We start from the raw sequence: 17,854 nt of genomic DNA, 5'->3' as shown, positions 1-17,854 counted from the left end.
TATTCGTCGAGCTCGCGGTTGATCAGCTGCAGCGCGGCCTTGACCGTCATCGGACTGTCGTCGGATTCCAGCACGGCCTTGTAGCGCGAGAAGACGCCCATGCCGGGGCCGATAGCCGATTGCGGCATGTCGGCCGGAGCGATGTTGGCGGCCTGAAGCTCGGCGATGGCCGGAGGCAGTTCGCGTTTCAGGGCACGGATGAACTCGGCCCGGGTGATGACTTCCGCGGTGGCTTCCTTCTGCCGCGAATAGTGCCGCTGCAGCGCCTCCCAGACCTGAACCTGGCGCGCGTGATCGGGATTGACCGTAAAGGCCATGAGCTGGTCGAGCGTCATTTCCTCCTCGGCATAGGCATCATGCAGCGATGGTGCCACGGCGGCGAGCTTCAGCCGCTGCTTGACCACGCTGGCCGAGACGAAGAAGGCCGCGGCGATCTCCTCCTCGGTGCGGCCCTTGTCCCGCATCGACTGAAACGCGCGGAACTGGTCGAGCGGGTGTAGCGGCGCGCGCTGGACGTTTTCGGCGAGGCTGTCCTCTTCGGCCAGTCCGTCCGTGCGCACGATGCAGGGGACAAGTGCTGTCTTGTTCATGCGCTTTTGCTTTACAAGCAGCTCGAGCGCCCGGAACCGCCGCCCACCGGCGGGGATCGTGTACATGCCGGTCTCGGCGCCGCTGTCGTCCAGCACCGGCCGCACGGTGATGGAGCTCAGCAGCGTCCGCCGCGCGATGTCTTCGGCCAGTTCCTCGATCGACACACCGGCCTTGACGTGGCGCACGTTCGACTGGCTGAGCATCAGCTTGTTGAAGGGAATGTCGCGCGAGGCGCTGAGGGTGATTTTCTGTTGCTTTGTCATCGGGATATCTCCGCGACAGGCCAGCCGGGAGCCTCTCTCCCGACCTCCAAACCCGTCACGGAAAACCCGGCCCACCTCTTACTCTGAGAGAGCCACGATAGATCGATGACGACACCGCGAAACTTCCCACCATCACCACTTGCAATGGCGAACGTGCCATACTATTTCTGAAGCAAGAGGGTTGGTTCCCTCACCGGCATAGACGGGCTAAGCATTCGGTGCTGCCCAATATTTTAAGGGCCGCCGGAGAGTAGCTGCTTAGTCGCAGCACCTGCGGCGGCCTCAATTGCCAAGTCAGCTTTCCTGTCGAAATAGCCGAAAAAACCTCCAAGGTTGCGCCTAAGCCACCCGGGTTTAAGCTGTTCGTCTATTTCGCGGCTCATGCGAGCAACGTCGATATCCGCACTCCTGAGAATCTGACGCAGTGCTTCACAGGTCAGTGCGTCGCCATGTTGATCTTCTACCGGCTCCAAGGCCGATAGACGGTCAACAAGTGATTTGAGCGCGGACTCTAGAGACCTCGGACCAGAGATCAGTCCTGCCTCAACCTGGCGCAAATAGAATGAATGTGCAAAAACAAGTGTCCTCAGCTGCGAGTAAAACAGCCTCGCAAGTCGTTCATTTGCATTTTCATCATCCAAGTCCCTTTGAGATTGGATTACGGCAGTATCAAAAATTTGGCCCTGTGACCCAGATCGTGTAAGAAATAACCTCAAGTCATCTTGATCGAGGAGATTCCGTTTCTGGCGTTCCTCTGCCAGCCTTGTCTGGTTCCCAGCCCTAATAAATACGAATGGCTTCCCCACGCCGACATAGTTGGCCCCAACAGTTGAGATGTCGAACGTACTTAGTGCCTTCGTTTTTGTGCTGCTGAGAAGCCATCCATCGCGAAGAGCATTCATCGCGTTCGAAAAAGGCTGCGTCAGCTCTCTGCCGTCAACGAGCTGTACTCGAACCTCTTCATCAAGAAGCTTCTTCGCCAAAGTGGATGCAATATACTGGGCATCGCCTCTAGTAACTGAGATGTCGGCAAGCGATCCTTCGTTGAGGCGAAAACCTAGTTCAAATCTGCCAGCCATCTGACCATCGAAAAAGAACCGGCGATAGAATGGGTAAGCAAGAATTGGGCGATTGAAATCAGCAAAAGGTGATACGAATATTTGCTCCGGATAACGAATTAGGTTGTCGCAATCGGCATAGTAATTCTCTCCAGAAAATCCATTTCCAGACTTTGTCCGCGTATGTATAGCTCCAAAGCCACGGGCGAATTGCGCCTGAGGATCGGTCCTCCCCCAAGCAGGCCGATCAAGCCTTCCGGCATTTTCGCGATGCAAGTTGCGAAAGTCCGCAACGGGGAAGGTGATCGAAATATACATGACTTCTGATTGCTCCTTATCCAGCATAACGACAATTAGATGGTACAAGCTTCGCGGACCAGACTTGTTTTCCTTGTGGCCCCAAGGTGGCGGTGCACTTGTGCCCGCCACCCAATATCGAGGATTAAAGCGCCCTTTCCAACAACACCTTCGCTTTCCCCTCCATCACCAGCCGCGCATCCTGCTGCGGCTTGGACCGGGCCACCGCCGTGATCCCTTGCACGAAGTCGAAGACGCTCTCGGGCGCGCGGCCTTCCTCGGCAAGGACCGTCTCGACGATCCGACCGGTCTCCGCCTTCGAGAACCCGCGTTTGCGTAGGAAGTCCTGCCGATCCTCGTCCGACCGTGCGACGATCTTCTCCCGCGCCGCCCGGATCCCGTCGATGAAGGGCGCTGGCGAGGACTCGGCGAAGCGACTGAGCGCCGGGGCGGCCTCGTGGGCGAAGCGCGAGGCGGCGTATTTCGAGTGGCGGATCGTGATCTCCTGGAAGTCCTCGACGCCCCATAGGTTGCGGTTCTGGCAGACCGCGCGCAGGTAGAAGCTGGCGATGCCCAGCGTCTTGGCCCCCACTTCGGAATTCCAGCAATAGAACCCCCGGAAATAGAGGTCGGGCGAGCCGTCGGGCAGCAGCCCCGCCTCGATCGGGTTCAGATCGTCGACGAGGAATAGGAACACGTCGCGGTCGGAAGCGTAGAGCGTCGTCGTCTCCTTCGTCACGTCCACGTGCGGGTTGTAGATGCCCGTCGACCAGTCGAGCACGCCCGGGACCTTCCAGCGTGTGTCGCCCGTGCCGTTGCCCGCGATGCGCTGGACGGCGGAGACCAGCTCGTGGTCGTAGATGCGGCCATAGTCGGGGCCGGTGACAGCGCGCAGTTCGGTGCGGCCATTCGCGACCTCCATCGTCTTGATCTGCTCGGCCCGGTGGTTGGTCAGGCCGTATTGCAGGTTGATCCCCGCCAGCGGGGCGGGCAGCTGCCGCAGATAAGCCGCGGGGGCGCCGACGAGGCTCGAGAGCTGGCCGAAGGACCAATGCGTCGGCGCGATGGGTTCGTCCGCGCCGGGCAGGACAAGTCCCAGCTTCTCCGGATCGTCGCGATGGGCCTCGACCCGGATCGCAGCACTCTCCACCGTGCGCGTCCGGCTCCGCTCCGCCCGGCCTTTTACGGATGAAAAGAGATCGTCGAGCGACAGATACCGCTCGTCATCCGGCCGCGAGAACCACTCGGACGACACGCGGTCCACATTCGTGCCGCGCGACACATCCACCCTGTAGCCGCCGCTGGTGTCGGGACGGGCATCGATAATCTCGGTATTCATGGGAAAACCTCCGCGACGGGCGCCGGAGGCCTCTCCTCCAGCCCTCAACCCGTCACGGCCCTCCCTGCCCGCCTCTGACTCTCAAGACGTTGAAAAGCAGGGGCCCGCGGCATCGTCGCAGGGCAGAAAACCGCTAAATTTAAGGGGAAGTGGCGCACCCAGTAGGATTCGAACCTACGACCTTCGCCTTCGGAGGGCGACACTCTATCCAGCTGAGCTATGGGTGCAAACTGCTTACGCAGTGCTTACTTCAATTTTCCGCGGGATTAAAGCAAAGATCGGCAGTCCCGCAAGCCACTGATCTGAAACGTTTATTTCCACTCACTTTCACACAACGGACCCTTGACATCAGCCTTCGGAGGGCAGCGCTCTATCCAGCTGAGCTACGGGTGCCTGTCGGCGTCTATACGCAGAAGGTCTTGGTGGCGCAAACGTAAAAAAGCGGTTTGGACGAAGTTTCGCTCCGAGAGATGTCGCTCAAGGCGCATGGGGGCTCTGCCCCCAGACCCCCGAGGTATTTCCGGCCCAAAGAAACACGGGCCGGAAGTTGTGTCACTGTGCGGCTTTGAGTTCCAACCGACGCTTGTGCAGCACCGGTTCGGTGTAGCCCGAGGGTTGCTCGCGCCCGTCAAAGACAAGATCGCATGCGGCCTTGAAGGCGATTCCGTCGAAACCGGGGGCCATCGGTGTGTAGAACGGATCATCGGCGTTCTGTTCATCGACCACCACCGCCATGCGCCGCATGATGTCCATCGTGTCGTCTCTGGAGATGATGTCATGGTGCACCCAGTTGGCGATATGCTGGGCCGAGATGCGGCATGTGGCGCGATCTTCCATGAGGCCCACATTATTGATGTCCGGCACTTTCGAGCACCCGACGCCTTGTTGGATCCAGCGCACCACATAGCCGAGGATGCCTTGTGCGTTGTTCTCGACCTCGCGCGTGACCTGTTCGCGCGACCATTTCTGGAAGGCGGCGAGCGGGATGTCGAGAATGGTGTCCACATGCGCCCGCCGACCGCCCTGGCGCAGTCTGTCCTGCACGGCGAACACGTCGACCTTGTGATAATGCAGCGCGTGCAGCGTTGCGGCAGTCGGCGACGGCACCCAGGCACAGTTTGCACCGGCCTTGGGGTGGGCGATCTTCTGCTCGAGCATCGCCGCCATCTGGTCGGGCATGGCCCACATGCCCTTGCCGATCTGCGCTTTGCCGGACAGGCCGCATTCCAGACCGATATCGACGTTGCGATCCTCGTAGGCGCCGATCCAGGCCTTGCGCTTGATGAAGTCCTTGCGGCTGAAGGCGCCCGCTTCCATCGAGGTGTGAATCTCGTCTCCGGTGCGGTCGAGAAAGCCGGTGTTGATGAAGGCGACGCGGTGTTTGGCGGCGCGGATACATTGCTTGAGGTTGACCGAGGTGCGGCGTTCCTCGTCCATGATGCCGAGTTTCACGGTGTATTCCGGCAAGCCCAGCGCGGATTCGACAAAGGTGAAGGTCTCGTCGGCAAAGGCCACTTCATCCGGCCCGTGCATCTTGGGCTTCACCACATAGACCGACCCGTGATGCGAATTGCGCGCGCCGTCGGTCTTCTTCAGATCGTGCTTGGCAATGAGCGTGGTGACCATCGCGTCCATCAGCCCTTCGTAGATTTCCGAGCCGTCTTTCAGCAGGATCGCAGGGTTGGTCATCAGGTGTCCGACATTGCGCACCAGCATCAGCGCGCGGCCCTTGACCGTGACGTCGTTGCCATCGGGGCCGGTATAGGTGCGGTCGGGGTTGAGCGCGCGGGTGACGGTCTTGCCGCCCTTCTCGAAGCTGTCGGTCAGGTCGCCCTTCATCAGGCCAAGCCAATTGGTGTAGGCCAGCGTCTTGTCTTCGGCATCGACACAAGCAACGGAATCCTCGCAATCCATGATCGCGGAAATCGCGCTTTCGAGCCGGACATCGGCCAAGCCTGCCTGATCGCGGCTGCCGATGAAATGGGTGCGGTCAAAGACCAGTTCGACATGCAATCCGTGATTGCGCAGCAGCACCGTGTCTGGCGCCTTGGGGTGGCCGGTGTAACCGATGAACTTGTCCGGATCGGCGAGCGGCATATCATCGATCAACAACGCGCCGCGCTTTACACGGTAGCGCCGCGCGTCCGCATGGCTGCCGCCTTCGATCGGAAACGCGTCATCCAGAAACACCCGCGCACGGGCAACGACACGGGCACCGCGCCCCTTCTCGTAACCGCCCTTGGGCGACGGACTGCCCATCGCGTCGGTGCCGTAAAAGCCGTCATACAAGCTGCCCCACCGCGCGTTGGCGGCGTTCAGCGCGTAGCGCGCGTTGGTGATCGGCACGACCAGTTGCGGGCCGGGCACGTTGGCGATTTCGGGGTCGGTGTTTGCAGTCTTGATCTCGAAGTCGTCGCCTTCGGGCAGAAGATAGCCGATCTCGGTCAGGAATGCCTTATAGGCTTCGTGGTCATGCGGCTGGTTCCGGTTGCGAATGTGCCAGGTGTCGATCTTGGTCTGGAGATCGTCGCGGATGGCGAGCAGTTCACCATTCCTTGGGCCGAACTCATGCGCCAGCGTTGATAGCGCCTGCCAGAAGTCATCCGCCTCGACATCGGTGCCGGGCAATGCCTGCGTTTCGATAAAGTCGCACAAAGTATGGTCGATTTGCAAACCGTGACGGTCGATCCGGGTGGCCATGTCCGCAGTCCTCATTGTATACTATGGTGTTCCATTAGGATTTCCGCGCCCGGGACGCAATATGGATGGCCGGTCTTTGTGGCCGAAACGCTGTTCGGCATTATTTGAAAATGCGGCCAACTCTCTGTCGCAAGATGCAGGTTGACCCCGCGTGGTCCGGCATCGTTGCGAACAATACCGCACGTCGTTCCAGGATTTTTCCCATTTCTTGCGCCATGTGAAGGGACGCGCGCAGGTCGGACAGATCTTGCTGGGAAGGTCGGATTTCTTGCGGGTCCTGGGCATGTCGGTCCGTCCTTCGGTCAGGCTGCTTCGCGGCAGATGTCTTTTGCTTTGATGCGCGCCGACAGAGTGGCAATCCGGTTGAAGGCGCGCGGGCGTCGGCCTAACACTCTAGCTAGTTCAACGCCCTGTTGCATCAACCCATCCGGAGCCTGCCCCATGAAAGACGCCGCCCCCCAGACAATCTATCTCAGCGACTATACACCGTTCGGCTTTGTGGTGGAGGACGTGCATCTGACCTTCCGTCTGGCACCGACCGCCACGCGGGTGATCAGCCGTATCCGGTTCAAACCCAATCCCGAGACGGCTGGCCGGACGTTTTTCCTGCATGGCGAGGATATGACGCTGGTCTGGGCCAAGATCGACGGCGCGCCGATCGAACCAGAGGTGACACCGGAAGGTGTACGGTATGACGTGCCCGATGCGCCGTTTGTGTGGGAGGCCGAAGTCGAGATCAGCCCGGCAACCAACACCGCGCTTGAGGGTCTTTACATGTCGAGCGGCATGTATTGCACGCAATGCGAGGCCGAAGGGTTCCGCAAGATCACCTATTATCCCGACCGCCCCGACGTGATGAGCATCTTTACGGTGCGTATCGAGGGCGATGAGCCGGTCAAGTTGTCAAATGGCAACCCGACCGCAAAGGGCGATGGCTGGGCGGAGTGGCATGACCCGTGGCCGAAGCCGGCGTATCTGTTTGCGCTTGTGGCGGGGGATTTGGTCGCTCATCCGGACCGGTTCACCACCATGTCCGGCAAGGACGTGGAGTTGAACATCTGGGTGCGCCCCGGCGACGAACATAAATGCGCCTTCGCGATGGAGTCGCTCAAGAAGTCGATGACATGGGACGAGGAGGTGTACGGGCGGGAATACGATCTCGATATCTTCAACATCGTCGCGGTTGATGATTTCAACATGGGCGCGATGGAGAACAAGGGGCTGAACATCTTCAACTCCTCCGCCGTGCTGGCCAGCCCCGAAACCAGCACCGATGCCAATTTCGAGCGCATCGAGGCGATCATCGCGCATGAGTATTTCCACAACTGGACCGGCAACCGCATCACCTGCCGCGACTGGTTCCAGCTGTGCCTGAAGGAAGGCCTGACGGTCTATCGCGACAGCCAGTTCACCTCCGACATGCGCTCTGCCCCGGTCAAGCGCATCAGCGACGTGATCGACCTGCGCGCGCGCCAGTTCCCCGAGGATCAGGGGCCGCTGAGCCACCCTGTGCGGCCAGAGAGCTTTCAGGAGATCAACAATTTCTACACCGCCACCGTCTATGAAAAGGGTGCCGAGGTGATCGGGATGCTCAAGCGGCTGGTTGGGGACGAGGCATACTACAAGGCGCTCGATCTTTATTTCACCCGCCACGACGGAGACGCGGCCACGATCGAGGATTGGCTCAAGGTGTTCGAGGACGCGACCGGCCGCGATCTCGCGCAGTTCAAGCGCTGGTATTCCCAATCGGGCACGCCGCGCCTTCAGGTCAGCGAGGCATGGGATGACAGCGACGGCCAGTACACTTTGACGTTCCGCCAGCAGACCCCGCCGACACCCGGACAGGACGAGAAGGCACCGCAGGTGATCCCGATCGCGGTCGGGCTGCTGAACCCGAATGGTGACGAGGTGATGCCGACGACCGTTCTGGAGATGACGGAAAGCGAGCAGAGCTTCAGCTTCGAGGGGCTGGCGAGCCGCCCCACCCCGTCCATCCTGCGCGGGTTTTCCGCGCCTGTAATACTGGAACGCGAGGTGAGCCGCGAGGAGCGCGCGTTCCTGCTGGCGCATGACACGGATGACTTCAACCGCTGGGAGGCCGGGCGCGATCTGGCGCGGGACTGTCTCGTGGCGATGATCCGCGACGGGGCGGCGCCGGACGATCTCTGGCTCGACGGGCTGGAACAGGTGGTGCGCGATGACACGCTCGATCCGGCGTTCCGCGCGCTGATGCTGTCGGGGCCGACGCAATCGGAACTGGCGCAAACCTTGTTCGAGCGTGGCACGACACCTGATCCAGATGCGATCTGGGCGGCCACAGAGCGGTTGCGCGATCACATGGCAACGCGCTGGAAACTCTGGCTGCCCGATCTGATGGAAGAGATGCAGGTTTATGCGCCCTACGTTCCAGATGCCGATCAGGCAGGCAAACGGGCGCTTGGCTCCGCGCTTCTGGCGCTCAAGACCCGGCTTGATAAAGGCGTCAGCGCGCAACGGCAATTTGACAGCGCAGACAACATGACGTTGCAGTTGTCGGCGCTGTCGCAGTTGATCCGGTCGGGCACCGGCGCGCCTGCGGTGCAGCAGTTCCACGAACAGTGGAAGGATGACCGGCTGGTGATGGACAAATGGTTCGGACTCCAGGTCATGGCCTCCGATCCGCGAGACACGGTCGAGGTGACACACGCGCTGACACAACATCCGGCGTTCGACTGGACCAACCCCAACCGCTTTCGCGCGGTCATGGGCGCGCTGGCCGGGCATCACGCGGGTTTTCACCGCCGCGACGGTGCGGGGTACGATCTGCTCGCCGATTGGCTGATCAAGCTTGATGACAAGAACCCGCAAACCACCGCGCGGATGTGTTCGGCATTTCAGACCTGGACGCGCTATGATTCCGAGCGCAAGGCGTTGATGAGAAAGGCATTGCAGCGGATCAAGGCCAAGCCGGACCTGAGCCGCGACACCGACGAGATGGTCACGCGCATTCTTGGATAACCCGCGCGCCGCACTGCCCCGGTCCTGCGCGACATGGCGAAGCGCGGGAACCGGTCGGCGGATGACGGAGTTGTAACAAAAGCGGCATGACATCGCGCAAACCGCTCTGCGCCACCTTTCGACTTGCCTCACGGCCCGGAATATCTTGCGCTCGTCATGCCGCCATAATCCCGCTTCTCAGGAGAGGGCCTGTGAAACACCGCCCTGTGACAGACAGCCTCGTGAAAAACCGCATCGACCCGCTGATCGAGGACCGTGCGCCGTGGTTGTTTCGCAAGACCATCGCGGCGTCGCTCGCCCGCCCCGTACTGAACCGGATACTCGGCTATGGTCGAACCGTCGCCTTGGCCGACACGTTCAGCGACCAATCCGCCAAACAGGTTATGGATCAATTGGCCCAAACTCTGGCGCAACGCGTGAGCGTGACCGGGCTGGATCGCCTCCCCAAACGCGGCGCGGCACTGGTTGTCTCCAATCACCCCACCGGGATCGCGGACGGAATCATCCTGCACTCGGTTCTGACCCAAGTGCGCGATGACGCGTATTTCTTTGCGAATCACGACATTCTCAAGGTGCTGCCGCAGATGGAGACGATGATCGCGCCGGTCGAGTGGCGCACAGACAGGCGCAGCCATGCCAAAACGCGCGAAACGATGGTGTATGCCAAACGGGCGGTTCAGGACGGGCGTCTGGGCGTGATTTTTCCCTCCGGTCGACTGGCCAAGCGGCGCGGGATGCGGTTGCACGAACGGCGCTGGATGCCGTCGGCTGCCATGCTGGCGCGCAAGTTCGATCTGCCGGTGATTCCGATCCATCTACAGGCGCGCAACTCGGCGCTGTTTTATCTGTTCGACGCCATTCACCCGACGCTGCGCGACATCACCTTGTTTCACGAGACGCTGAACAAGCACCGACAACCCTATGCCATCTGCATCGGTGATCCGATTTCGCCGAGCGCATTGCCGGAGAACTCAGAGGACGGCATTGCACTGCTACGACGTGCGACACTGGCCTTGGGAGAGGCGCAAAGCCCCGGCGTTTCGCTGTGGAACGGCGCGCGCCAACCGGCGCGGCGCACCTAGCGTCCGCGTGTCGAGATCACCGGGTTGATCCGGCTCGGCATTGGCCGTGCCACCGGACGCAACGACCGCGAGAGACCTGCACAATAGGGCTGCGCCCGCATCCATTCCTTCATATCCGCGCGCTTGGACCGGCTGTGGAACGGTCCCCAATCTGCCGCGACGCCGCGCATGCCGGACGAGATGACCCCATCGCGCGGCACCGTCACCGCCATGATCCGCAAGGCGCATTGGAGGTTGGCACCGCCATTTTTCAAGGCATCGCGCGAACTGGCCTGACAGCGATAGCCGCGCGCCGTTGCGGGCAGGATCTGCATCAATCCGTACCACTTGCCACCGCCGCCCACCGCATTGGCGCGAAAGGTGCTTTCGTGTTTCGCCAAGGCCGACAGCAATCCGATCCAGAATGCCTCGCGGCCTGAGGTGTCGTTGGTGGCATAGGCCGGGCACCAGCTTGCAATGTCGCGCGGAACTGTGCGGGGCAATGCGCTTGCATGGCTGCGAAGCGCCGACAGGGACGCGCGCGACCAGCGATCGGATTCGCGCTTGTGCGACCAGCGCATTTCGGGAAGTGGCGTGACGTTTCGAGCCACGGGCCGCAAGGATGCGGTCAATGAGATGGCCGGTTGCGTGTCGACCACGGTGGCGGGTGTCGCGGCCACGGACTGTCCGAAGCCAAGCAGAAACGCCGCCACACCTATTAATCCCAAGCGTGACATTCGCGGGGTTTTTGCGGAGTTTCGCGTAAATATCAAGTTGAGCGCGCCGAAGCGGCCGGTTTTCTGCGGAAACTTGCCGACACCGTTCGTTAAAATGCGAAATATAAAGGCCGGCGAAGTTCCGCTTGCACCTCAAAATTCCGGCCAGTTTCCGTTTTGACGCCCGATTTGCGACATGTTTTTCCACCAAACCTAGGGGGACAATGATTCCAACTCCGGCGCCCGTGCCGGATCAGCCGAAAGCGGATGTGATGCCTGTATTGGACAACCTGACGACCCTGATCCGCAAGGCGCGTGGCACCACGGAGCACCCCACCCTGACGGGCGGTCTGATCAATATCGACGCTTTGCCTCAATCGGCGAAACATCACAATCTTCCGGTCCGCGAAACCAGCGAGGAAGAGGAAATTCGCGGCGCGTTGTTTGAATCCGGGCTGTACCTCGCGCGTCAGGACGCCTGGGCCACATTGGGAGAGGCGATCCGCAGTGCCGACGTCCTGCGTGCCATGACGCCGGGTGGCGTGCCAGAGGCACAAATATTGGCCGAAGGTGCCCGCGCCGATGCGATCACCGCCGCAACGCGCGCCGTGAGGGGCGATGACGAGATGGCGGCCGCCGCGATTCTCGAGGAGATGCAGCTGGTGCTGAAGGAGGTGCCGGACGATCACGGCATTGCCTACGTGGTTGCGATGGCGCATGTCGATATCGGGTGGGCATGGCGCGGCGAGGGCTGGCGCAAGGAAATACCCGCCAGTCACCGCGCCGCGTTTTTCCGCCACTTCAAGCGCGCGGGCGATCTGATCGACGGGTTCGATGCGTTCGAACTCGATTCGCCGATGCTGGCGTCGGTGCGCTGCACGCTTCTGTCGGCCGAGACGCGCCCCCGCGCCCGCGCCAGTGACGATTACGAAGATCTGATCGATCTTGCCCCCGGTACAGCCAGCTACATGCGCGCGCTCGGCAACCACATGCTGCCGCGTTGGTTCGGCAGTCATCAGCGGCTGGAACACGAGGCCCGCCGCACGATGGTGCGCACAGGCGATGTCTGGGGCGCTGGCGGCTACAGCTGGACCTATCTTGACGCGCTGACGGTTGATGACGATGCGTTCGCGCTTCTGGATGCCGATCTCTTCTGTCAGGGTCTGCGCGATATTCTGGCGCGACAGGGCGATCAACATACCGCCAATGTTCTGGCCGCCTATACCGGCTCCGCCCTCGAGCCTTCGGGCGTGAACCGGGAAGCGCGCATGCGCATTGCCGAATGTTTCGACTGGATCGTCACCGAGCATCTGCGCGAGGTGCATCCGCGCGTCTGGTACGCCGCAAAGGGCGTCTGGGCCGCACGGCTGGACGAGGCTGACCGTCTTGCCAAGGGACGCCACCGCGCCTGGGCCGCGCTTGACCGGCACGCGCGCGGATTGCCGCCGGTCACGATGCCCGCCCAAGTCAATCGCAACGCGGGTTGATCCTGCGCCGACCGCCACACGGCCCCTTGCCCCCTGCCCCCCTCTGGCGTATTCCACGGCCCGTTCGCGCCAAGAGGATTTGCCATGCTGGACCTGAGCTTTGAGACACCGAAACCCAAGGTCATCGCCGGGGCCAAGCACGATTGGGAACTCGTCATCGGGATGGAAGTGCACGCGCAGGTCGCGTCCAAAGCCAAGCTGTTCTCTGGCGCATCCACCAAATTCGGTGCCGAGCCCAATTCGAACGTCGCATTCGTGGACGCGGCCATGCCGGGCATGCTGCCGGTCATCAATGAATTCTGCGTCGAACAGGCGGTGCGCACAGGGCTTGGCCTGAAGGCCGAGATCAACCTGGTGAGCGCGTTTGATCGCAAGAACTACTTTTATCCCGACCTGCCGCAAGGCTACCAGATCAGCCAGCTCTATCATCCCATCGTCGGCGAAGGAGAAGTGATCGTCGACATGGAACCGGGCATCGCGCGGCGTGTGCGGATCGAGCGGATTCACATCGAACAGGACGCCGGCAAGTCGATCCACGACATGGACCCGACCATGAGCTTCGTCGATCTCAACCGCACCGGCGTCGCGCTGATGGAGATCGTGAGCCGCCCCGACATTCGCGGCCCCGAGGAAGCGGCGGCGTATGTCGTCAAGCTGCGCCAGATCCTGCGCTATCTCGGCACCTGCGACGGCAACATGCAAAACGGCAACCTGCGCGCCGATGTCAACGTGTCGGTCTGCCGTCCGGGGCAGTACGAAAAATACCAGGAAACGCAGGATTTCTCGCATCTCGGCACGCGCTGCGAGATCAAGAACATGAACTCCATGCGCTTCATCCAGATGGCCATCGATTTTGAAGCCCGTCGCCAGATCGCGATTCTGGAAAACGGCGGATCGGTCGATCAGGAAACCCGGCTCTACGACCCCGACAAGAACGAGACCCGCTCGATGCGGAGCAAGGAAGAGGCGCATGATTACCGTTACTTCCCCTGCCCCGACCTGATGCCGCTGGAGATCGAGCAGTCCTGGGTGGACGAGATCGCGGCATCATTGCCGGAATTGCCGGATGAGAAGAAGGCGCGGTTTGTCACGGAGTTCGGTCTCTCGGAATACGATGCCGACGTTCTGACGGCCGATACCGCAAATGCGGGATATTTCGAAGAGGTCGTCAGCACCTGCGGCGACGGCAAGCTGGCGGCGAACTGGGTCATCAACGAATTGTTCGGTCGGCTCAAGAAGGAAGACCACGACATCACGCAAAGCCCGGTGTCTCCGGCCCAACTGGCTGGTATCATCTCGTTGATCAAAAACGGCGACATCTCCGGCAAGATCGCCAAGGATCTGTTCGAGATCGTCTACACCGAAGGTGGTGATCCGGCGCAGATCGTCGAGGATCGCGGCATGAAGCAGGTGACCGACACAGGCGCCATCGAGACCGCCGTTGACGAGATCATCGCCGCCAACCCCGCGCAGGTCGAGAAAGCCAAGCAGAACCCCAAACTCGCCGGCTGGTTCGTCGGTCAGGTGATGAAGGCGACAGGCGGCAAGGCCAACCCGGCGGCGGTCAACCAGATCGTGACCGCGAAACTGGGGCTTTGAGAGCGTGATGACGGACGTCTTCGAATACAAGGTCATCCCCGCCCCGACGAAGGGCATCAAGGCAAAAGGCGTCAAGGCGCCGGAGGACCGGTTCGCGCTGGGGATCGAGCAGGCCATCAACGAGCTGGCGGTGCAAGGCTGGACCTATCACCGCTCCGACGTGTTGCCCTCCGAAGAGCGGCAGGGGCTGACCGGAACGATCACCCAATGGCGCACGCTGCTGGTGTTTCGCCGGGCATTGCGCGAAAGCGACGAGACAGAGGCACCTGCGCCGCAGCGGCGCGAACCGGTGCTGACGCCGCCCGCGCCGCCGGTAAAGCCAACGACGGATAACTCCGCCGATGACATACCCTATGAGGAAGGCACCGAAGAGACGCGCCCCGCCTGACGTATTGAGTTAAGCGTCGAGGTCCAGTGACAGCGCGTGGATCGCGGCGACAAGATCGGGCCCGAGGGCGCGATGCACCATCCGGTGACGCGCGATCCGCGATTGACCGGCAAAGGCCTCGGCGCGGATCTTGACCGTGAAATGGCTCTCGCCACCCTCTTGATATCCGGCGTGGCCCCGATGGCTTTCGCTGTCGTCATGCACCACCAGCTCTCGCGGCGACAATGCGTGGCGAAGACGTTCTTCAATTTGTTCTGTTCGCGACATCTTTTTTCGGCCCTACCCTTTTAACTCTCCCCCCCGGTCGTCTACAGTGTCGCCTTCGAGTCGAAAAGGCAGTGTTATGAGCAAATCAGATCCCTTTGGTTTTGACATGTCGATCAGGTCGGCAAAGAAGAAGAATCCGCGCGGTCGCCGGGGCATGTCCGGCGCGTCCGAAACGTCGGTTCGGCTGTGTGACCACGAAGGCTGCCAGCAGCCCGGCAAGTTCCGCGCCCCCAAGGCGCCGGACGTGCTCGACGATTACTTCTGGTTCTGCCAGGAGCATGTGCGCGAGTACAATCTCAAGTGGAACTTTTTCGATGGCAAGACCGAAGCCGAGATGAACGCGCAGATGACCTCGGACAAGGTGTGGGAGCGGCGCACCAAGGATTTCCGCGATCCCGAAGCCAAGGCCTGGGCCCGGTTGGGCATCGAAGACCCGCATCAGGTGCTGGGCGAAAACGCGACGCGCAATCCCGGCAAGACTGGCGGTGGATCGGGGATCACCAAACGGCTGCCCCCAACCGAACGGCGCGCGGTCGAGATACTTGACGCCAAGGACACGTGGTCGAAGGCCGAGGTGCGAAAGGCGTACAAGGCGCTGATCAAGGTGCTGCATCCGGATATGAATGGCGGCGACCGCAGCCAGGAAGAACAGTTGCAAGAGGTGGTCTGGGCCTGGGACCAGATCAAGGAAAGCCGGAACTTCAAGTAAGCGCAATGAAGGGTTCCGGAGTGCGAGTGCCCCGAGCGGTGATTGCATAGTCATGTCGAAGAAAAGCCGGAGACGCTGTGCAGTCTCCGGCTTCTTATTTTTCCAACACTCAAATCCGGCAGCGCCGTGACGCGACCTTAAAGCACGTCGTCGAGGACAGCTTTCAGGCGTTCAACAGTCCCGTCCACATCATAAAGCTTGTCGAGCCCGAAAAGGCCCAGACGGAAGGTCGAGAACTCGGGCGGCTCATCGCATTGCAGCGGCACGCCTGCGGCAATCTGCATCCCGCGCGCGGCGAAGGCACGGCCCGATTGCACCTCGGGATCCTGCGTATAGCTGACCACCACACCCGGCGCACCGAACCCGTCGGCGGCGACCGATTGAACGCCGTGCTTTTTCAGCTCGGCCCGCACCGCATTGCCCAGAGCCCATTGCGCATCGCGCAGCTTTTCGAACCCGTATTCATGGGTTTCCAGCATCGTGTCGCGGAAGTTGCGCAAGGCATCGGTGGGCATGGTGGCGTGATAGGCGTGGCCGCCGTTTTCATAAGCCTGCATGATCTGGTGCCATTTTTTCAGATCGGTGACAAAGCTGTTTGACGTGGTATCCTCCAGCCGCGCGATGGCGCGTTCGGACAGCATGACCAGACCGGCACTGGGGCTGGCCGACCATCCCTTTTGCGGTGCGGAGATCAGAACGTCGACGCCGGTCGCCTTCATATCGACCCAGGCGCAGCCGGACGCGATGCAATCCAGCACCATCAACGCGCCCACGTCATGCGCAGCGCTCGCCAGTTCGGTCAGGTAGTCATCCGGCAGGATGATACCGGCGCTGGTTTCGACGTGGGGCGCAAAGACGATGTCGGGTTTTTCCTCACGGATGCGGGCTGTCACCTCTTGGATGGGTGCGGGCGCGAAGGGCGCGAACACGTCGTTGCCGGTCTGGCGCGCCTTCATCGCGATCGTTTCGCCACCGAACTGGCCCATGTCGAAAATCTGCGTCCAGCGATAGGAGAACCAGCCGTTGCGCACGATCAGCGCCTTTGCCCCCTGCCCGAACTGACGCGCCACCGCTTCCATGCCGTAGCTGCCGCCACCCGGCACCAGCACCACGGCGTCGGCGTTATAGACCTCTTTCAGCATTGACGAAATGTCCGTCATGACGGTTTGAAAGGTCTTGGACATGTGATTGAGAGAGCGGTCGGTGAACACGACCGAGAATTCTTCGAGACCGTCCGGGTCTACAGTGTCGAGCAACGCCATGGGCAAACCTCCTTGAGTTGCTTCTGAGGTAACGCGCCCGCGCGCGATTGGCAAAGGCTGTTTGGACGCAGTCCGCTATCCGATCGGACCCAAAAGGCGCTCTTCGGACAGCAGGACATTGGCATCAATGTTGCCGACGCCCGGCAAAGTCATGATGCGCCGCCGCAGGACGCGTTCGAAATCCGCGATGTCGCGGGCAACGACGCGCAGGCGGTAATCATACGCTCCCAACACATGCTCGACCGTCTGTACTTCGGGAATCGCGCTCACCGCGCGCTCGAAATCATCGAGACTGACGCGCCCCTTGGTGGCGATCTTGACGCCCAGAAACACTGTCACGCCAAACCCGAGCGCCTGCGCATCAAGATCCAGACGCCGGCCGCGAAAGACGCCTGCATCCCTAAGCCGCTTGAGCCTGCGCCATGCAGCGGGTTGCGACAGGCCGAGTTGCCGGCCCAAAGCGCCCGCGCTGATGAGCGCATCCTGCGCCACGATGCGGATCATCGCACGGTCCATGTCATCAAGGTCGATCATAACGGCAGAGTTTCGTCGAATTTCACCCGCGCAACATGCATCAATGCCTCGATGTCGGCGATATGCGGCAGGGTCAGAAGCTTGTCCCGATAGACCTGCTGGTAATGCGGCATGTCACGCGCGATGACCGAGAGACGGGCATCGACCTGTCCGAGAAACGTCTGCATCTCGATCACCTCGGGCACGCCACGCGCCGCGGCAAGGAACTCGTCGAACGCACGCGGTTGCGTCTTGTCGAGGGTGACGCGCAACGACACCTCGACCGAATATCCCAAGACGTGCCAGTCAATCACCGCGCGCACCGCACGGATCACGCCCGCCTCCCGCATCCGCTCGAGTCGGCGCGCCAGGGTTGTCGGGGTGACGCCTGCACGATCGGCCAGATCCGCGCTGGGGCTGTCGGGCGCCGCCTGAAACTGGCGCAGAATACGGAGGTCGGTCGAATCCAACATGAAATCTTCATAAACTCTGCCAATGAAGAATGAAATCCCCATAGATCGGCCAAACGGAATGAAGTTTGCAGCCCTCACGCGACATATCTCCCTATGCTGCACCGCAATGGAAACGCCAAAACGAGGTGACTGAG

General features: G+C 61.3%; 15 protein-coding genes, 1 tRNA gene and 1 pseudogene. 6 read left to right on the top strand and 11 right to left on the bottom strand.

Annotated features, from left to right (window positions below; genetic code table 11):
• Positions 1 to 259 precede the first annotated feature (259 nt).
• The 6 genes and pseudogenes from ACGKZZ_RS11365 to ACGKZZ_RS11340 form a co-directional block, all read right to left on the bottom strand.
• Positions 260 to 854 (bottom strand): annotated as a pseudogene (locus ACGKZZ_RS11365) (ParB/RepB/Spo0J family partition protein); the annotation flags it as partial.
• Between the two features lie 233 nt (positions 855 to 1,087).
• Entirely contained in the window at positions 1,088 to 2,230 is a 1,143-nt protein-coding gene (locus ACGKZZ_RS11360; RefSeq protein ID WP_411223674.1) for a hypothetical protein, read from the bottom strand.
• 124 nt (positions 2,231 to 2,354) lie between these two features.
• The gene (locus ACGKZZ_RS11355; protein ID WP_411223673.1) at positions 2,355 to 3,548 is read right to left on the bottom strand and encodes a DUF932 domain-containing protein; all 1,194 of its coding nucleotides are present in this window, start codon (positions 3,546 to 3,548) and stop codon (positions 2,355 to 2,357) included.
• A 150-nt stretch (positions 3,549 to 3,698) separates the two neighbouring features.
• Positions 3,699 to 3,775 (bottom strand) — tRNA-Arg (locus ACGKZZ_RS11350).
• Between the two features lie 325 nt (positions 3,776 to 4,100).
• The gene (locus tag ACGKZZ_RS11345; protein WP_411223672.1) at positions 4,101 to 6,248 is read right to left on the bottom strand and encodes a malate synthase G; all 2,148 of its coding nucleotides are present in this window, start codon (positions 6,246 to 6,248) and stop codon (positions 4,101 to 4,103) included.
• 21 nt (positions 6,249 to 6,269) lie between these two features.
• Positions 6,270 to 6,533, bottom strand: a complete 264-nt coding sequence (locus ACGKZZ_RS11340) for a DUF2256 domain-containing protein (RefSeq protein ID WP_411223671.1) — start codon at positions 6,531 to 6,533, stop codon at positions 6,270 to 6,272.
• Positions 6,534 to 6,689: 156 nt separating this feature from the next.
• Between ACGKZZ_RS11340 and pepN the strand changes: the two genes are divergently transcribed.
• Positions 6,690 to 9,245: an aminopeptidase N gene (pepN, locus tag ACGKZZ_RS11335; protein ID WP_411223670.1), complete on the top strand. Its 2,556-nt coding sequence runs from the start codon at positions 6,690 to 6,692 to the stop codon at positions 9,243 to 9,245.
• A 191-nt stretch (positions 9,246 to 9,436) separates the two neighbouring features.
• Entirely contained in the window at positions 9,437 to 10,327 is an 891-nt protein-coding gene (locus tag ACGKZZ_RS11330; protein ID WP_411223669.1) for a lysophospholipid acyltransferase family protein, read from the top strand.
• On the opposite strand, the gene ACGKZZ_RS11325 is transcribed toward ACGKZZ_RS11330, so the two are convergent.
• Entirely contained in the window at positions 10,324 to 11,043 is a 720-nt protein-coding gene (locus tag ACGKZZ_RS11325) for a transglycosylase SLT domain-containing protein (RefSeq protein ID WP_411223668.1), read from the bottom strand. The two genes, ACGKZZ_RS11330 and ACGKZZ_RS11325, sit on opposite strands and share 4 nt — an antisense overlap.
• A gap of 203 nt (positions 11,044 to 11,246) precedes the next feature.
• On the opposite strand from ACGKZZ_RS11325, the gene ACGKZZ_RS11320 reads away from it, so the two are divergent.
• From ACGKZZ_RS11320 to ACGKZZ_RS11310, 3 genes are all read left to right on the top strand, one after another.
• Positions 11,247 to 12,509 carry a hypothetical protein gene (locus ACGKZZ_RS11320; RefSeq protein WP_411223667.1) on the top strand — a complete coding sequence of 421 codons (1,263 nt, stop codon included), beginning with the start codon at positions 11,247 to 11,249 and terminating at the stop codon, positions 12,507 to 12,509.
• An 84-nt stretch (positions 12,510 to 12,593) separates the two neighbouring features.
• Entirely contained in the window at positions 12,594 to 14,108 is a 1,515-nt protein-coding gene (gatB, locus tag ACGKZZ_RS11315) for an Asp-tRNA(Asn)/Glu-tRNA(Gln) amidotransferase subunit GatB (RefSeq protein WP_411223666.1), read from the top strand.
• 7 nt (positions 14,109 to 14,115) lie between these two features.
• Positions 14,116 to 14,496, top strand: a complete 381-nt coding sequence (locus ACGKZZ_RS11310) for a DUF4177 domain-containing protein (RefSeq protein ID WP_411223665.1) — start codon at positions 14,116 to 14,118, stop codon at positions 14,494 to 14,496.
• Positions 14,497 to 14,505: 9 nt separating this feature from the next.
• Here the strand turns inward: ACGKZZ_RS11310 and ACGKZZ_RS11305 are convergent, their stop codons facing one another.
• Complete coding sequence (locus ACGKZZ_RS11305; RefSeq protein WP_411223664.1) at positions 14,506 to 14,763, bottom strand: BolA family protein; 258 nt, start codon at positions 14,761 to 14,763, stop codon at positions 14,506 to 14,508.
• 76 nt (positions 14,764 to 14,839) lie between these two features.
• Between ACGKZZ_RS11305 and ACGKZZ_RS11300 the strand changes: the two genes are divergently transcribed.
• Entirely contained in the window at positions 14,840 to 15,472 is a 633-nt protein-coding gene (locus ACGKZZ_RS11300) for a DnaJ domain-containing protein (protein ID WP_411223663.1), read from the top strand.
• A gap of 137 nt (positions 15,473 to 15,609) precedes the next feature.
• Here the strand turns inward: ACGKZZ_RS11300 and ACGKZZ_RS11295 are convergent, their stop codons facing one another.
• The 3 genes from ACGKZZ_RS11295 to ACGKZZ_RS11285 all read right to left on the bottom strand — a co-directional run bounded on the left by ACGKZZ_RS11295 (position 15,610) and on the right by ACGKZZ_RS11285 (position 17,720).
• Complete coding sequence (locus ACGKZZ_RS11295; RefSeq protein WP_411223662.1) at positions 15,610 to 16,734, bottom strand: aminotransferase class V-fold PLP-dependent enzyme; 1,125 nt, start codon at positions 16,732 to 16,734, stop codon at positions 15,610 to 15,612.
• Positions 16,735 to 16,809: 75 nt separating this feature from the next.
• A complete protein-coding gene (locus ACGKZZ_RS11290; RefSeq protein ID WP_411223661.1) occupies positions 16,810 to 17,268 on the bottom strand; it encodes an Lrp/AsnC family transcriptional regulator in 459 nt (152 codons plus the stop codon).
• A complete protein-coding gene (locus tag ACGKZZ_RS11285) occupies positions 17,265 to 17,720 on the bottom strand; it encodes an Lrp/AsnC family transcriptional regulator (protein ID WP_411223660.1) in 456 nt (151 codons plus the stop codon). Before ACGKZZ_RS11285 ends, ACGKZZ_RS11290 begins: the two co-directional genes overlap by 4 nt.
• Between the last annotated feature and the right edge of the window lie 134 nt (positions 17,721 to 17,854).

It is taken from the genome of Marivita sp. S2033, assembly GCF_046592965.1.
Classification (GTDB): Bacteria; Pseudomonadota; Alphaproteobacteria; order Rhodobacterales; family Rhodobacteraceae; genus Marivita.
The sequence above is the reverse complement of the archived record's forward strand: the minus strand, read 5'-3'. Positions and strand labels throughout refer to the sequence as shown.

Coding starts and splice junctions, on each gene's coding strand:
- ACGKZZ_RS11360 (WP_411223674.1), bottom strand. CDS start 2,230: ATGTATATTTCGATCACCTTCCCCGTTGCGGACTTTCGCAACTTGCAT.
- ACGKZZ_RS11340 (WP_411223671.1), bottom strand. CDS start 6,533: ATGCCCAGGACCCGCAAGAAATCCGACCTTCCCAGCAAGATCTGTCCG.
- gatB (WP_411223666.1), top strand. CDS start 12,594: ATGCTGGACCTGAGCTTTGAGACACCGAAACCCAAGGTCATCGCCGGG.
- ACGKZZ_RS11310 (WP_411223665.1), top strand. CDS start 14,116: ATGACGGACGTCTTCGAATACAAGGTCATCCCCGCCCCGACGAAGGGC.
- ACGKZZ_RS11355 (WP_411223673.1), bottom strand. CDS start 3,548: ATGAATACCGAGATTATCGATGCCCGTCCCGACACCAGCGGCGGCTAC.
- ACGKZZ_RS11300 (WP_411223663.1), top strand. CDS start 14,840: ATGAGCAAATCAGATCCCTTTGGTTTTGACATGTCGATCAGGTCGGCA.
- ACGKZZ_RS11345 (WP_411223672.1), bottom strand. CDS start 6,248: ATGGCCACCCGGATCGACCGTCACGGTTTGCAAATCGACCATACTTTG.
- pepN (WP_411223670.1), top strand. CDS start 6,690: ATGAAAGACGCCGCCCCCCAGACAATCTATCTCAGCGACTATACACCG.
- ACGKZZ_RS11305 (WP_411223664.1), bottom strand. CDS start 14,763: ATGTCGCGAACAGAACAAATTGAAGAACGTCTTCGCCACGCATTGTCG.
- ACGKZZ_RS11320 (WP_411223667.1), top strand. CDS start 11,247: ATGATTCCAACTCCGGCGCCCGTGCCGGATCAGCCGAAAGCGGATGTG.
- ACGKZZ_RS11290 (WP_411223661.1), bottom strand. CDS start 17,268: ATGATCGACCTTGATGACATGGACCGTGCGATGATCCGCATCGTGGCG.
- ACGKZZ_RS11285 (WP_411223660.1), bottom strand. CDS start 17,720: ATGTTGGATTCGACCGACCTCCGTATTCTGCGCCAGTTTCAGGCGGCG.
- ACGKZZ_RS11325 (WP_411223668.1), bottom strand. CDS start 11,043: ATGTCACGCTTGGGATTAATAGGTGTGGCGGCGTTTCTGCTTGGCTTC.
- ACGKZZ_RS11295 (WP_411223662.1), bottom strand. CDS start 16,734: ATGGCGTTGCTCGACACTGTAGACCCGGACGGTCTCGAAGAATTCTCG.